General features: G+C 72.9%; 11 protein-coding genes and 2 tRNA genes. 3 read left to right on the forward strand and 10 right to left on the reverse strand.

Annotation, left to right across the window (positions count from 1 at the left end; translation table 11 throughout):
- Positions 1–18 precede the first annotated feature (18 nt).
- The 4 genes from LN251_RS13635 to LN251_RS13650 form a co-directional block, all read right to left on the reverse strand.
- Positions 19–1,554 (reverse strand): hypothetical protein, encoded by a 1,536-nt coding sequence (locus LN251_RS13635; protein ID WP_458244669.1) that lies wholly within the window; start codon positions 1,552–1,554, stop codon positions 19–21.
- A gap of 144 nt (positions 1,555–1,698) precedes the next feature.
- Entirely contained in the window at positions 1,699–2,067 is a 369-nt protein-coding gene (locus LN251_RS13640) for a hypothetical protein (protein WP_458244670.1), read from the reverse strand.
- A gap of 211 nt (positions 2,068–2,278) precedes the next feature.
- A tRNA-Arg gene (locus tag LN251_RS13645) sits at positions 2,279–2,351 on the reverse strand.
- A gap of 210 nt (positions 2,352–2,561) precedes the next feature.
- Positions 2,562–2,652 (reverse strand) — tRNA-Ser (locus tag LN251_RS13650).
- A gap of 182 nt (positions 2,653–2,834) precedes the next feature.
- Here LN251_RS13650 and LN251_RS13655 point away from each other — a divergent pair.
- The gene (locus LN251_RS13655) at positions 2,835–3,311 is read left to right on the forward strand and encodes an SSI family serine proteinase inhibitor (protein WP_458244671.1); all 477 of its coding nucleotides are present in this window, start codon (positions 2,835–2,837) and stop codon (positions 3,309–3,311) included.
- A 306-nt stretch (positions 3,312–3,617) separates the two neighbouring features.
- A complete protein-coding gene (locus LN251_RS13660) occupies positions 3,618–8,195 on the forward strand; it encodes a PAS domain-containing protein (protein ID WP_458244672.1) in 4,578 nt (1,525 codons plus the stop codon).
- A 13-nt stretch (positions 8,196–8,208) separates the two neighbouring features.
- Here the strand turns inward: LN251_RS13660 and LN251_RS13665 are convergent, their stop codons facing one another.
- On the reverse strand, positions 8,209–8,793 hold the full coding sequence (locus LN251_RS13665; RefSeq protein WP_458244673.1) for a TetR family transcriptional regulator: 585 nt from the start codon (positions 8,791–8,793) through the stop codon (positions 8,209–8,211).
- Between the two features lie 126 nt (positions 8,794–8,919).
- Here LN251_RS13665 and LN251_RS13670 point away from each other — a divergent pair, with 126 nt between their 5' ends.
- On the forward strand, positions 8,920–10,125 hold the full coding sequence (locus tag LN251_RS13670; RefSeq protein ID WP_458244674.1) for an MFS transporter: 1,206 nt from the start codon (positions 8,920–8,922) through the stop codon (positions 10,123–10,125).
- Positions 10,126–10,293: 168 nt separating this feature from the next.
- On the opposite strand, the gene LN251_RS13675 is transcribed toward LN251_RS13670, so the two are convergent.
- The 5 genes from LN251_RS13675 to LN251_RS13695 all read right to left on the reverse strand — a co-directional run bounded on the left by LN251_RS13675 (position 10,294) and on the right by LN251_RS13695 (position 15,310).
- On the reverse strand, positions 10,294–11,973 hold the full coding sequence (locus tag LN251_RS13675) for a long-chain fatty acid--CoA ligase (protein WP_458244675.1): 1,680 nt from the start codon (positions 11,971–11,973) through the stop codon (positions 10,294–10,296).
- A 121-nt stretch (positions 11,974–12,094) separates the two neighbouring features.
- On the reverse strand, positions 12,095–12,652 hold the full coding sequence (locus LN251_RS13680; protein ID WP_058924386.1) for a SigE family RNA polymerase sigma factor: 558 nt from the start codon (positions 12,650–12,652) through the stop codon (positions 12,095–12,097).
- Between the two features lie 170 nt (positions 12,653–12,822).
- Complete coding sequence (locus LN251_RS13685) at positions 12,823–13,989, reverse strand: lipid-transfer protein (RefSeq protein WP_458244676.1); 1,167 nt, start codon at positions 13,987–13,989, stop codon at positions 12,823–12,825.
- Positions 13,986–14,393 carry a MaoC/PaaZ C-terminal domain-containing protein gene (locus LN251_RS13690; RefSeq protein WP_458246717.1) on the reverse strand — a complete coding sequence of 136 codons (408 nt, stop codon included), beginning with the start codon at positions 14,391–14,393 and terminating at the stop codon, positions 13,986–13,988. Before LN251_RS13690 ends, LN251_RS13685 begins: the two co-directional genes overlap by 4 nt.
- 14 nt (positions 14,394–14,407) lie before the next feature.
- Entirely contained in the window at positions 14,408–15,310 is a 903-nt protein-coding gene (locus LN251_RS13695) for a bifunctional MaoC family dehydratase N-terminal/OB-fold nucleic acid binding domain-containing protein (protein WP_458244677.1), read from the reverse strand.
- Positions 15,311–15,438: the final 128 nt, after the last annotated feature.

Consider the following 15,438-nt stretch of genomic DNA (forward strand, 5'->3'; position numbering starts at 1 on the left):
TCGTGGCCGAGGAGGTCCTCAGCGCACGGCGTACGCGTTGTACACCGTGGTCGTGGAGCTGTCGCCGTGGGTGTCGGTGACCGTCGAGCGCAGGCCGACGCGCCCGGAGGCGGGGTTGTGGACGGCGGTCGTCCACTTGCCGCCGGACAGCTTCGCCGTGCAGGCGTGCCAGGTGGTGCCGTTGTCGGTGGTGTACCAGGCCCGTACGGACTTCACGCCGTCCGACAGCCGGCCGATCGTGCCGTCGTCCGTGCCCAGGCGCTGCATGCCCAGGTCGACGGTGGTGGTCGACCCGGCCGCCGCGCTGTTGCGGGAGTCGAGCCCTTCCGGCCAGAAGCGGGTGATGTAGTCCCGGATCTGCTGGTTCTTGCCGGCGTCGGCGTAGAAGTGCAGGGAGAGACTGGAGGACGTCGACAGCGATCCGGCCGGCAGCCCGCCGCGGCGGGCGGTCTCGGTGACCGTGTACCAGCCCGAGCCCGGGATCCGCGGGGTCGCGTCGAGGTCCTGGGACGGGCCGTAGCTGCGCTTGAAGAGCTTCTTGCCGGCGTGGGTCAGTTTCAGGGTTCCCGAGGCGAGGATCCCGCCGGCGGTGAACTTCGGGTCGGCGAACGGATTGTCGTTCCCGAAGTACAGCTGGTGGTACCAGGTGTACGGCAGATGCCCGCCGGGTCCCCAGACCGCGTGCCCGAGGGACAGCGAAGTCGTCCTGCCGGCCGCGTACTTGCGGAATCCGCCGTCGATGAGGTCGTGGCCCTCCTGGCCCACTTCCCATTGGCCGGCCGGGACATGGACGGCGAAGGAGGCCGGCAGGTCCCGCTCGACGTCGACGATGTCGATCCCGGACTCGCAGTCGACGCCGCTGTCCTTCCGCTCGCCGTTGAACGAGAACCGCGCCTGTCCGCTGTCGGGGCCGGAACGGGCGGACACCTTGAGGGTGGTCAGCCCCGATGTCCTGAGCGTCGCGGAGACACCGGCGGGCACACCGTGGCCGTGCGTGGCGGACGCCAGCCAGACGTCCCCGCCGGTCGCCGACCGCGGCTCGTAGAGGGTGCCGTAGGCCAGCTCGTACGCCCTGCTGCTGTTCGGGATGGCGTACACCTCGCCCGACGGTGCCGAAATGCTCATGGTGGCGGGGCTGTTGTCGGTGGCGCAGACGGCCGCGGTGACGCCGTGGTCGTACCCGCCGCCCGGGCCGGGACTGAGCGAGACCTTGACCGCGCGGCCCTTGCGGGCGTCGAACGTGGTCGTCGTGGCCCCGGACACCTTCACGGTGCGGCCGCCCACGACGCCGTCCTCACCGTTGCCCCCGGTGAAGGACGTGACCAGCTCGTACGTGCCGTTGGGCAGCGAGATCTTCTTGTTGCCGTCGATGTAGCGGAAGTCGTACGTCTTCGTGTTGTAGACCGCCACCTGCGCGTAGACGGCCTTGCCGCCGCGGTCCAGCGTCCTGACGGTGAGAGACCCCTTGGTCACGGCCGACGCATCCGAGGCGCCGGCCAGGAGAAGCGGCACGAGCACGGTGACGACGCTCGCGGCCGCTGCGGTTCGCCGCATCAAACCCCCCATAGGTGTACACGACAAAAGCGAGCCACCGTAGCGCAGGCAGGACGCACGAGGGGCCACCGCCCCCTCCCCGGAGCCAGAAGCCCGCCGACAGCCTGCCGCTGCCCGCCGTCCCCGCAACCGCCTTGCGGCGTCTCAGAGTTCGCGCCACCAGGGCACGTCCAGGCTGTCGGCCGGGATGACCGCGGCCCTCGTCAGGATCTTCTCGTCGAGGGCGCGCACGAGCGCGCGCAACTCACGCGCGCTCTTCTTGGGCAGAGCGTGCAGCACGGTTTCGAGGTGCCCGCGAAAACCGGCGTCGTAGCACCCGCACTCGAGAATCCCGCAGCCGGGACCCGCGAGGGGGTCGACGAGGCGCCTCAGCGGACCATGGGCGAGAGCACGCCAGTGCCAGAAGGCCTCTTCCGTGGCCTCGGGCCAGAAACGGGTCCGCTCCAGCCGGCGCAGAGCGGCGGCACAGGACCCGGAAAGACGGTCGATCGGCGGATACCGGCGCCGCCGCACACCACGGACGGGCAGCTCACCCCGCAGAACTGACGGGCGCCTACGCGGCATCGCCCCTTCGGTTGTCGGTCATAGCGGCAAAGTACAGAACCCACCGGCCGACCGGCCAACGGTTAATCAGCCTCACCCCGCCACCCCGACCGGGACCTGATCTTCACCACGGCACGACAAAGCCCCCTGCGGGATGATTCCGAGGGGGCTTCGACCTGTGTGCACTCGGCAGGATTCGAACCTGCAACCTTCTGATCCGTAGTCAGATGCTCTATCCGTTAAGCTACGAGTGCTTGTTTTGTTTTTCCGCCGCTCCCGGTCCTTTCGGCCCGCTCGCGGCGACAGGAAGAACATTACATGACTGCCGCCGCCATGTGAAATCCGTTTGGCCTACCCCTTGTGAGCTGCGAAAACGCGCTCGAGTGGGGGTGTGGGACGAGGTGGGGAACGACGAAGCCCCGGTCCGTGGGACCGGGGCTTCGGTGATCACTGGTGATCAGGGGCGGAGGCGGAGGGATTTGAACCCTCGATGGGCTTTAAGGCCCAAACCGCATTAGCAGTGCGGCGCCATAGACCGGACTAGGCGACGCCTCCAGCACAGCCGCTCGCGCGAGCGCGAGTGGTGCGTGCAGATGATGACACAGTCGAGCGTGCTGTCACCAATCGGCCTCCACGGTACTAGGCACTCGGGCCGCAGAGCAAAGGGGTTGCCCCGCGCGCGGCGGCGCGTGCGACGGGGTGCGCAACGTCGTGCCGCGCTCCGCGTTAGTCAGGTCATGTCCCAGGTCATCGTCCGTACCCGCCGCCGGCCCCTCGCCCGGCTCCTGCTCACCCTCGGCGCACTCGGCGCCGTCTCCCCCCTCACCCCCGCCGCCGCCCTCGCTCCCCCTCCCGCCCGCGACGGGGACCTCCCCGCCGACCACCTCACCGTCACCGTGCGGCACGCGGGCGACGGCAGGGACGGGACCTTCCGGCTGTACTGCCACCCCGGTGCCGGGGACCACCCGGACGTGGCCGGCGCCTGCGCGGCCCTCGATCGGGGCAGCCGATGGGGACGGGAGACCTTCGCCCCCGTGCCCGAGGGCAGCATCTGCACCATGCAGTACGGCGGCCCCGCGACCGCGCACGTCACCGGCGTCTGGGCGGGCCGCCCCGTGGACGCGACGTACAGCCGCGACAACGGGTGCGAGATCGCCCGCTGGGACCGGATGGCGCCGCTGCTGCCGGATCTACGACCCCAGGGCCGTCCGTAGCGGCCGGGCATGGGCGTTCGGGGCGGCCGGGCGTGCGGGGTCCGTAGCCGGGCGTTCGCCCCGAATCCCCGATGCCCGCGGGCATCACCTGGCGGAAACCACGGCTTCGTAAAGTCGCCCAGGCCAGGCCGAGGGCCCGGAAGATGCGATCACACGTTCTACTTCACTTCCTCGTGCGACCTCCCTCTCATCCGGGGCCGCGGGCGCAACCGGTGCCCGTAGACTCCCCCGCGTGACACGCCGCGGGCCGGTTGGCAAGATGGCCCGAGCGGTCGGCAAGGTGCGGTAACAGGGAGGAAGCGTCTCGTGAGCAGCAGGCCATCCCGAGGCGCTGCTCGCCTCGCAGCCATACTCGACGCGCTTCCCGACGCGTTGGTGCTGGTCAACGCCAACGGGACCGTCGTCAACGCCAACACCATCGCCCTGGAGGCCTTCGAGGCACCGGGGACGGCTCTGGTGGGCCGGGGGCTGCTGGACCTGCTGCCGCAGTTCGACTCCAAGCTCATCCCCGGGTCCATGCGGCGGCCCGATCACATGGACCCGCACGGGCGGACCAAGCCGACCCGGATGATCGCCCGGCGGACCGACGGGAGCGAGTTCCCCGTCGAGGTGACCAGCGCCAACCTGGAGAACGGGCAGCAGGCGTACGACGGCTACGGCTACAGCGGCGACGAGCTGCTCATGCTCGTCGTGCGCGACCTGACCGGCACCGTGGACACCGAGGCCGAGCTGGCCCGGTCGCAGCGGCAGACCGAGATGATCCTGCGCGCCGCGGCCGAGGGCGTCGTGGGGACGGACACCGACGGGCGGATCGTGCTCGTCAACCCGGCCGCCGCCCAGATACTGGGCTACCGGGCCAGCGATCTCGGCGGCAAGGAGCTGCACACCCTCGTCCTGCACTCGCGGGCCGACGGCTCCCCCTTCCCGTACGACGAGTCCCCCCTCGCCGACACCCTGCGCTCCGGGCGCAAGCACCGGGTGCGCGGGCAGGTGCTCTACGCCAAGAACGGGAACCCCGTCTCCGTCGACCTCACCACCGCGCCCGTGCGCGACGGCGACCAGCTCGTCGGCGCCGTGATGACCTTCACCGACCGGCGGCCCTACGACGCCCTCGCCGAGGAGAAGGCCGCTGAGGAGAAGCGGCACGCCGAGGAACTGGAGCGGATCGACGAGGAGCACGCCTCGGAGCTGACCGCCCTGCGGCAGAAGCACCTCAACGAACTCGAGGACCTCCAGGCGCAGCACGAGGAGGAGCTCGCCGCCGGCGAGGAGCGGTACGCCGCGCTCGGCGAGCGGGAGAAGGACCGGTACGAGGCTCTCGCCGGACGCCACGAGCAGCTGCTGACCCTGCTGGGCCGCTCGCTGCGGGGGCCGCTGGACGAGCTGCGGCGCGAACTGGCCGCGCTCGCCGCCGACGACGCCGGGCAGCTGTGGCCCGAGGCCAACCAGGTGCTGCACCACCTGTCCGCCGGCTACTCCCGGATCACGACGCTCATCGACAGCGTCCTCGGATACCAGCGCCTCGACGCCGGCAGCGAGCAGATCACCCGTACGAAGGTCATGCTGGACGCCGTCGTCGCGGCCGGTGTCGACGGCGCCGTCGAGCTGATCGGGCCCGGGCGCGTGCAGTTCGCCGTCCACGCCCCGCCGATCGAGGCCGAGGTCGACCCGCAGCGACTCGCGGGCGCGCTCGCGCACCTCATCGCCGATGTCGCCGGAGTGGACGCCACCGGCAACGCGCCCGTCTCCGCGGGCGGTTACATGGACAACACCGTCGTCGTCGCCGCCGCTCAGCGCGGCGAGGTCGTACGGATCGAGGTGCGCGGGCCGTACGCCGGGGGAGACCCGGTGCACGAGCCGATCGTCCGCGGGGTCGTGCGCGCCCACGGCGGTGTGCTGCAGACCCACGAGGTGCCCGGCATGAGCGGCAGCGCCTTCGTGCTGGAGGTGCCCATCGGGGGCGGGGCCGGGGCCGTCGCGGCCGAGGTCCCCGTGGAGACGCCGGCAGGGGATGACACCTCCGGCGGGGGGCGGCGGCGGGCCCGGCGGTCCTCCGTGGACGCCTTCCTGGACAGCGAGGTCGCGGGGGAGAGCGGGGAGCCGGCCGCCGCCGACGCGGAGGCCGGTGTGCCCACCGGGCGGCGCAGGCGGCGGGCCGTGGAGGAGTCGGCCGCCGCCGCGGCCTCGGCCGCCCTGGAGGTGTCCGGTGGCACCGGGCGGCGGCGTGGACGGCCGGCGGAGAGCTCCGGTGACGGGGTCAGCGAGGGTGCCGTCGTCATGGCCGCCGAGCATGCCGCGGGAACCGCCGCCGTGGGTACGGGACTGGGCGGCACCGTTCCGCCGCAGGGCGTGCCCGCGTCCGGCGGGCGCCGCGCCCGGCACGGCGGCGGGGCCCAGCAGGCGTTGCCGGCGGCACTGCCCGCGGCGCCCACGCCGACCGGGGAACCGGCTCCGGGAGACCAGTCCGGAGAGCCCGTTGCCACCGAGGACGGCCAGCCGACCGGGCGCCGTCGGCGTGCCCTGGCCGCCGCGAACGAGCGCGCCGCCGCACAGGAGGCCGGCCCCCGCGCGGTGTTCGCGCTGCCCCCGGCGGAGGCGGACCGGACGCCCGACAGCGCGGTGGCTCCCCCGCCGGCCCCGGCGCAGCCCCAGATTCCCGGGCAGGTACAGGTCCAGGCCCAGGGCCAGGTTCCCGGCCCGCAGACGCAGCTTCCCGGTCAGAGCGGTCAGGACGCGGCCGGTGACGCCCTGGTCGACGACGGCCGGCACGACGCCGTGCCCCACGACCAGTCCGGGGACCACACCCCGCCGCAGCCTCATCCCACGACCGCTCCGACGGGCCGCCGTCGCCGTGCCGTGGCACAGCCGGCGCCCGCGCAGGGGACGCCCGCGGCCGGAACGCCCGCGCAGGGCGCAGGCGTACCGGCGCAGGAGGGCGTCGGCGAGCAGAGCGGCATGGCGCCCGCCGGGCAGACCGTGCCGGGGCAGTCGATGCCCGGTCAGCCGATTCCGCCGGGCCAGCCGGTGCAGGCGGTGCCGCCCGGGCAGCAGCCGCAGGTCCAGCAGGCCGTGGCCCAGCAGTCGGTGGCCGTTCCCGCGCAGGGCGCGCTGCCGGGGGGCGTGCAGATGGCGCCGGGGCAGCCGATCCCGGTCCAGGGCGCCCCCGGCCGGCCCGTCGGGGTCCCGGGTGCCCCCGGCCAGCCTGTCCCGGCACAGGGAGTGCCGGTCGCTCCCGTACAGCCGGGGCCCGCTCAGGCACTTCCCGGCCGACCCGCCCAGGTACTGCCGGGCCAGCCTGCCCCTGTGCCACCGGCGCCCGCCGCTCAGATGCCGGGCGCTCCAGCCCCGGACGCGGCGAACGTGATGAACGCGGCCGTCCCGCTCGCCCCCGGCCAGCCCCTGCCCGCCCAGGCCGCTCCGGCGCCGGCACCGGGCACACAGACCACGCCGGCACCTCCCCCTGTGCCCCCCGGCACCCCTGCCCCCGCCCAGCCCCTGCCGGCACAGGCGGCGGTTCCCGGCGTCGGCGTGCCCGTCCCGGCCGACGGTGCCGCCACCCCGGTACCGCCACAGCCGCCGCAGCCCGTGCAGCCGGTGCAGCCCGTGCAGTCCTCCCAGCCCACGCCCCCTCCGCACCCCGGTGTCCAGCCGCCCACCGAAGCGACGGCCGGTGCGGGGCGGATGGCTCCGGACGCACGCGTCGTCGCCCAGCCGCTTCCCGCCGACGCGGCCGCTCCCGTCGACCCCAACTCGACGCAGGGGCGCGCGATCAGCGTGCGGACGCTGGGGCAGGGGGTGCCCTTCACCCGGCAGGCGGCGCAGGTCCAGCAGCCGACGGCGACCCCCGCGCCGCACAACCCCGGCGGTTCCGGACGGCGCCGCAAGCTGGGGACGCGGCCCGACCCCGCCGCGGCGGGCGCGCCGGAGCAGGCAGCCCGCCCGCACCCGACGGCCGACCAGACTCCCGCGCAGCCGCAGCCGCAGGCACAACCCTCCCTCGCCGGTCAGGCCCGGCTCGCGCAGGCGACCGAGGGCACTGGACGGTCGTACGCCATAGGGGCGCCGGACGAGAACGCCGCCGAGGGGCCCGAGCCGCTGGACGGACCGGGTGGCGCCGTCGAGGTCGCCGACCCGCCGCGGCCACAGCCGTTGGACGACGAGCTGCCGCCGGAGCCGCTGGACAATCCGCGCCGGCTGCTGGTGTGGCCCGCGCCGGACGTGACGACTCAGCAGGCGCTCAGCGAGCGCGGGTACCGGCCGGTGATCGTGCACTCGCGCGAGGAGGTCGACGCACAGATCGCCGCCTTCCCGGCCGCGCTGTTCGTGGACCCGCTGACCGGCCCGATCACGCGGACCGCACTGCAGTCGCTGCGGCAGGCGGCCGTCGCCGCCGAGGTGCCGGTGATGGTGACCGCGGGGCTCGGGCAGGCGACGCGCGAGGCGGCCTACGGCGCCGACCCCGCCGTCCTGCTGAAGGCGCTCGCACCCCGGGACAGCGAGCAGCATCCGCCGCGGGTGCTGCTCATCGAGGAGCACGCCGAGATCGCGCTCGCCCTGACCGCGACGCTGGAGCGCCGGGGGATGCAGGTGGCGCGGGCCGCGAGCGACGCGGACGCCGTGACGCTGGCCGGGCAGCTCAGGCCCAACCTCGTCGTGATGGACCTGATGCAGGTGCATCGCCGGCAGGCCGGGATCATCGACTGGCTGCGCGCGAACGGCCAGCTCAACCGTACTCCGCTCGTCGTCTACACCGCCGCCGTCGACCAGGCCGACCTGCCCAGGCTGGCGTCGGGGGAGACCGTCCTCTTCCTCGCGGAAAGGTCGACCAGTGACGAGGTGCAGGCCCGGATCGTGGACCTGCTGGCCCGGATCGGCACCAACTAGCGCCTGACGGCGGTCACTTCGCCACCAGCCGCCGCGCCGCCTCCTTCACCGAGGCGCGCAGGCGGTCGCGGTCGGTCGCCTCGGCACCGACCAGGATGCGCCTCATCTGCGGGACGACGGCGGTCCAGTTGGCCACGGCGATCAGCAGGAACAGCAGGTCGCGGGGCGGGATGGCGTCGGTGACGACACCGCGCGCCTGGCCGTCCTCCAGGGCGGCGACCTTGCGGCGGTAGTGCTCCTGGCGTTCGGCCTCGTCGGGGAGTTCGGCGGTGGCGCCGTACTCCAGGCCCTCCCAGAAGAGCAGGCGCAGCACCTCGGGGTGCTGCTCGTGGTAGTTCATGAGGCGGTCGATCCAGCCCTCGACGTCGTCGGGGTCGACGGGGACGGCGACGGCCAGGTCGAGCATGACCTTTCCCAGGACCTGGGTGAACAGCTCGGCCTTATTGCCGAAGTAGGCGTAGATCAACTGCTTGTTGGCCTTGGCCTCGGCCGCGATGCGGTCGATGCGGGCGCCCGCGATGCCGTGCCGGGCGAACTCGGCGACCGCCGCCTCGAAGATCCGGGCCCTGGTGGCCTCGGGGTCCCTCACTGCTGCCATGAGGACAGGGTAGCGGGACAAGTAACCAACCGTTTGGTTGACAGGGAATCGGACCGCGCTCCAGACTGTTCACCATTCCAACCAACCAGTTAGTTGCTAGAGCTGGCTCGAAGGAGCACGCCCGCCATGTCCACCACCACCACCCTCACCCGAGCCCGCACCACCGACCCCCGGCGCCCCGCCGACGGCCTGGCCGGTCGCCTGCTGCTACCCCTCATCGCCCTGTGCACCGCCGTCACGGCCGCCAACATCTACCTCGCGGCCCCCCTGCTCCCCCTCATCGCCCGCGACTTCGGCTCCACCCCGTCGGCGGTGGCCTGGATCGCCTCGGTCGCCCAGTTCGGCTACGCGGCCGGCCTGCTCTTCTTCGCCCCGCTCGGCGACAGCGTCAGCCGGCGCCGCCTGGTGGCCGTCCTGTCGGTGGTCACCACGGCGGCCCTGATCGCCGGCGCCACCGCCGCCGGGACCACCGCGCTCGCCGCGGCCGTCCTGATCGCCTCGGCGGCCACCGTGGTCCCGCAGCTCCTGGTCCCGCTGGTCGCCCAGCGCGCTCCCGCCGACCGGCGCGCCCGCCATGTCGCGGCCGTCATCGCGGGCCTGTTCACCGGCATCGTCGCGGCCCGCGTGCTCGGCGGGCTGGTCGGGCAGACCTTCGGCTGGCGGACGGTGTTCGTCGGCGCGGCGGTGCTGACGGCCGCGCTCGGCCTGGCCACCGCCGCCGTCCTGCCCACGGAGACCCGCAACCGCCAGGGGTCGCTGTTCGCCGGGCTGCTCGCCATGCCCTCGGTGGTCCGCCGCTCGCCCGACCTGTGGCGCGCGTGCTTCCGGCAGGCGGGGATGTACGGCGCCTGGAGCGCCCTGTGGACCTCGCTCGCCCTGCTGCTGACGGGCGGTTCCTACGGCTACTCCACCGCCACCGCCGGCCTCTTCGGCCTCTTCGGGCTCGCGGCCAGCGTGGTGGCGCCCCTGGCGGGCGGACTGGTGGACCGCTTCGGCGCCGCCAAGGTCGTACGGTCCGCCTATGTCCTCGCGGCCGTCTCCGTCCCCCTGTTCTGGCTGGGCGGGCACATGCTCGTGGCCCTGTTCGCGGCGGCGGTCGCCATCCACGCGGCCCTGGTCGCCTCCCACGTCGCCAACCAGACCCTGGCCCTGACGACGACCTCCACCCCGGCCACCGCCAACAGCGCCTATGTGGTCGCGGGCTTCGCGGGCGGCGCCACCGCCTCGGCCCTCGCGGGCCTCGCCTTCAGCCACTGGGGCTGGGGCGGAGTGTGCGCGGTGGCGGGCGTGTGGCTCCTGCTGGGCTGGACCACGACGGCCGTACGGCGCTGAGCGCCACGGCTGTACGACGGTGATCACCGCGGCCGTACGCCGGTGACCGTCACGGCCATGCGACGGTGACCGTCACGGCCATGCAACGGTGACCGCCGCGGCTTCCGCAGCCGCACGGATACGGGCCGGGCGGGACTCCTCGGGAGTCCCGCCCGGCGCGTCCGTGCGTCAGAGCTGTGTGACGTCCAGGTCTCCCTCGGCGTACCGCCTGCGCAGCACCTTCTTGTCGAACTTGCCCACGCTCGTCTTCGGCACCGCCTCGACGATCGACCAGCGCTCCGGCAGCTGCCACTTGGCGATCTTGCAGGCGTCGGAGGCGAGGAAGGCGCGCAGGGTCTCGAAGTCGGCGGTGGAGCCCTCCTTCAGCACGACCGTGGCGAGCGGGCGTTCGCCCCACTTGTCGTCCGGTACGGCGACCACGGCGGCCTCGGCGACGTCCGGGTGGGACATCAGCGCGTTCTCCAGCTCGACCGAGGAGATCCACTCGCCGCCGGACTTGATGACGTCCTTGGCGCGGTCGGTGAGGGTCAGGAAGCCGTCGGCGGAGATGGTGCCGACGTCGCCGGTCTTCAGCCAGCCGTCCTCGCTGAACTTGTCGGCGGGGCGCAGGGGTTCGGCGTCGGGGCCGTTGTAGTAGGCGCCGGCGATCCACGGGCCGCGGACCTCCAGCTCGCCGGCCGACTCGCCGTCCCAGGGGAGGCGCTCGCCGCCGGGGCCGGTGAGGCGGGCCTCGACGGAGGCGGGGAAGCGGCCCTGGGTGAGGCGGTAGGCGAACTCCTCGTCGGTGCCGACCGCGTGGGCCGGCGGGCGGGCGACCGTGCCCAGCGGGGAGGTCTCCGTCATGCCCCAGGCGTGGCAGACCCGCATGCCCAGCTCGTCGAAGGCCTTCATGAGGGAGGGCGGGCAGGCCGAGCCGCCGATGGTGACCTGGACGAGGGAGGAGACGTCACGGGGCTTGGCGGTCAGCTCGGCGAGCAGTCCCTGCCAGATGGTGGGAACGGCGGCCGCGTGGGTCGGCTTCTCGCTCTCGATCATCTCGGCGAGGGGCGCGGGCTGCAGGAAGCGGTCCGGCATCAGCAGGTTGACGCCGGTCATGAAGGTCGCGTGCGGCAGGCCCCAGGCGTTGACGTGGAACTGCGGGACCACGACCAGGGAGGTGTCCTGGTCGGTCAGCCCCATCGACTGGGTCATGTTGACCTGCATCGAGTGCAGGTAGATGGAGCGGTGGCTGTAGACCACGCCCTTGGGGTCGCCCGTGGTGCCGGAGGTGTAGCACATGGAGGCGGCCGTGCGTTCGTCGAGCTCCGGCCAGTCGAAGCTGCGCGGCCGGTCGGCGATCAGCTCCTCGTACTCGTGGACCCGGGCGTGGGCGCCGGCGAGCACGGACCGGTCACCGGGTCCGGAGACCACGATGTGCTCGAGCGTCGGCAGCTTGTCCAGCAGCGGCGCGAGCAGCGGCAGCAGCGAACCGTTGACGATCACGACCTTGTCGGCCGCGTGGTTGACGATCCAGACCAGCTGCTCGGGCGGCAGCCGCAGGTTCAGGGTGTGCAGGACCGCACCCATGGAGGGGATCGCGAAGTACGCCTCGACGTGCTCGGCGTTGTTCCACATGAGGGTCGCCACACGGTCGTCGCCCGCCACCCCGAGCTCGTCGCGCAGGGCGTGCGCCAGCTGCGCCGCGCGCTCCCCGATCTCGGCGAAGGAGCGGCGGTGCGGGTCGCCCTCCCCGGTCCAGGTGGTCACCTGTGAGGTGCCGTGGACCCGTGACCCGTGGGTCAGAATCCTCGAGATCAGCAGCGGTACGTCCTGCATGGTGCTCAGCACGGCGTCCTCCCGGGGCGACATTGCCAACGCGGTAGTAGGGGGCTCGCGCTGATTCTGCGCACATACCGAGCGGTATGTCACTAGCTGCCGGTGATCGATCAGGTCACGGTGGCGAAAACCGACCGGACAGACGGTGTCCGCCCTAGCGGACCAGGCCCAGCTCAGGGTCCTCGCGGAGCTTGCCGAGCGCACGCGAGACCGCCGACTTCACCGTGCCCACGGACACGCCGAGCACCTCGGCCGTCTGGACCTCGCTCAGATCCTCGTAGTACCTGAGGACGACCATGGCCCGCTGCCGGTCGGGGAGCTTCATGATCGCCCGCCACATCGCGTCGTGCAGCGCCTGCTGCTCGGCCGGGTCGTCCCCGGCGGGCACCGGCTCCGGCTCGGGCAGCTCCTCGCACACGAACTCGTCGACCTTGCGCTTGCGCCACTGCGAGGTGCGCGTGTTCACCAGGGCCCGGCGCACATAGCCGTCCAGCGCCCGGTGGTCCTCGATCCGCTCCCAGGCGACGTACGTCTTGGTGAGCGCGGTCTGCAGCAGGTCCTCCGCGTCGCTCGGGTTCGCGGTGAGCGACCGGGCGGTGCGCAGCAGCACCGGCTGCCGGGCCCTGACGTACGAAGAGAACGACGGGTACGGCAGAGTCTGCGTCGCCGGGGCGGCGGCGGTCGAGGCGCTGGTGCAGACGGGTGTGGTCATGGCTCCACGCTATGAGCGGGTGCACCTCCCGCTCATCGGCCGCAGGTCCCGAAGCCGGGTCCGCCTCAGGTTGTAGGGGTGGGGCCGGCTCCACCTCCTGAAGGTGGACGAGCGGGTGGGGACTACTGCGGGAAGACCCCTGCGGGTCGGCCCCGCGGACGGCGTCGAACTCAGCCGTCCGCGGCCAGGACCAGGCCGGACGTCGGAACGCCGGTACCCGCGGTGACCAGGACCCTTTCCGCGTCCGGCACCCGGTTCACGGCCGTCCCGCGCAGCTGCCGTACGCCCTCCGCTATCCCGTTCATCCCGTGGAGGTACGCCTCCCCGAGCTGTCCTCCGTGAGTGTTGATCGGCAGCGTCTCCCGGGCGACGAAATCGGCCGCCTCACCCCTCCCGCAGAACCCGAACTCCTCCAGCTGCATCAGGACGAACGGCGTGAAGTGGTCGTACAGGATCGCCACGTCCACGTCGGCCGGTGTCAGTTCGGAGGTGCGCCACAGCTGCCGGGCCACCACGCCCATCTCCGGCAGGCCGGTCAGGTCGTCGCGGTAGAAGCTGGTCATCTGCTCCTGGCCGCGCCCCGCGCCCTGGGCGGCCGCCGCGATCACGGCGGGCCGGTTCGGCAGGTCGCGGGCGCGCTCCACGGACGTGACGACGACCGCCTGGCCGCCGTCGGTCTCCTGACAGCAGTCCAGGAGGCGGAGCGGCTCGACGATCCAGCGCGAGGCGGCGTGGTCGGCGAGGGTGATCGGGCGGCCGTGGAAGTAGGCCGCCGGATTCGTCGCCGCGTACTTGCGGTCGACGACGGCCACCTGCCCGAACGCCTCCGGCGTCAGCCCGTGCACGTGCAGGTAGCGCTGGGCCGCCATCGCCACCCAGGACGCCGGGGTGAGCAGCCCGAACGGCAGCGCCCAGCCGAGCGCCGCGCCCTCCGCCGACGGTTCGCGGTGCTGGACCCCGGAGCCGAACCTGCGGCCCGAGCGCTCGTTGAAGGCCCGGTAGCAGACGACCACCTCGGCCACGCCCGCGGCGACGGCGAGCGCCGCCTGCTGGACCGTCGCGCAGGCCGCCCCGCCGCCGTAGTGGACGCGGGAGAAGAAGGACAGCTCCCCGATCCCGGCCGCCTGGGCGACGGTGATCTCCGGGCTGGTGTCCATCGTGAACGTGACCATGCCGTCCACGTCGGCGGGGCTCAGCCCGGCGTCGTCCAGCGCGGCCCGTACCGCCTCCACGGCCAGCCGCAGCTCACTGCGGCCCGAGTCCTTGGAGAACTCCGTCGCCCCGATGCCGACGATCGCCGCGCGACCGCCGAGGGTGTCGCGGGCCCGCACGCTCATCCGGCACCCCCCGACGGCGCCGCGGGCGGCACGGTCACCGTCACCGTGCCGGTGACGTGGTGGCCGAGCGTGTTCGCCCCGGCCACCCGGACCGTCGCCGTGTCCCCGTCGACCTGTTCGACCGTTCCCGTCAGCACCATGGTGTCGCCGGGGTGGTTGGGTGCGCCGAGCCGGATGGCGACCCGGCGGAGCACGGCCGTCGGGCCGAAGTGGTCGGTGACGTAGCGGCCGACCAGGCCGTTGGTGGTCAGGATGTTCATGAAGATGTCCGGGGAGCCCTTCTGCCGGGCCAGTTCGGGATCGTGGTGCACGTCCTGGTAGTCGCGGGAGGCTATGGCGCCGGCCACGATCAGGGTGCGGGTCACGGGGATCTCCAGCGGCGGGAGCTCCTCACCGGCCCGCAAGGGGGCCTCCTGCCTCATACGGCCTCCTCCAGGGCGCGGAAGACGGGCAGTGTCAGCTCGTCGTCGTAGGAGTGGAACTCCAGCCGGACCGGCAGGCCCGTGCGCACCTTGTCGCAGGGCAGTCCGACGACGTTGCTGATCATGCGGACGCCTTCGGCGAGTTCGACGAGGGCGACGGCGTACGGGGGATCGAAGGCCGGGAAGGGCGGGTGGTGCATGACGACGTAGGAGAACACCGTCCCCTCGCCGCTCGCCTCGACCGTGTCCCAGTCCGGGCAGCCGCAGTGGTTGCAGCCGGGCAGCCAGGGGAAGCGGAGCGTGCCGCAGCCGGTGCAGCGCTGGATGAGCAGCCGGTGTTCGGCGACGCCCGCCCAGAAGCCGGCGTTGTCGCGGTTGATCACCGGGCGGGGACGGGGAGGCGGCTTGCGGGGGCGCGGCGCGGGGGCGTACTTGAGGACGCGGAAGCGGTGGGTGCCGACGAGGTCGGGACCCACGCGGACGTTCGTGCGCGTCGTGACGAAGTACCCCGTGCCGAGCTTGGTCGTCTTCCGGTCCGACACCGACTCGATCACCGAGTCGAAGGTGATCTCGTCGCTGGGGCGCAGCAGCCGGAGGTACTCCTGCTCGCAGTCGGTGGCGACGATCGAGGTGCAGCCGGCCTCGTCGAGCAGGGCGCTGAGCTCGTCGTACGCCTGGGAGTGCCCGCCGTGGCCGGAGAGGCCGCCCATGATCCAGGCCTGGAGCATGGTGGGCGGCGCCACCGCGTCCGGGCCCGTGTACGCGGGGTTCGTGTCGCCCATCGCCTCGCACCAGTGCCGGATCATGGGCAGGTTGACGGGGTCCTTGCCCACGCCCGCGACGGTGGCGGCCCGTCCCTCGTAGGCCTTCAGCCGTGCGCTCAGCTCGTCCTCGCCCACCGTCGCCCCCCTCGCCGCTTGAGAGGTTTCTGACTGTCCGTCAGATCTGATGCGGTGTCAAGGTTGCTTTTCCATATGTGGGCACGCCTGTGCGGCGGCACCGAAGCACCGCCGCGCAGACGTGTCAC

Source organism: Streptomyces sp. MAI_2237 (assembly GCF_054189285.1).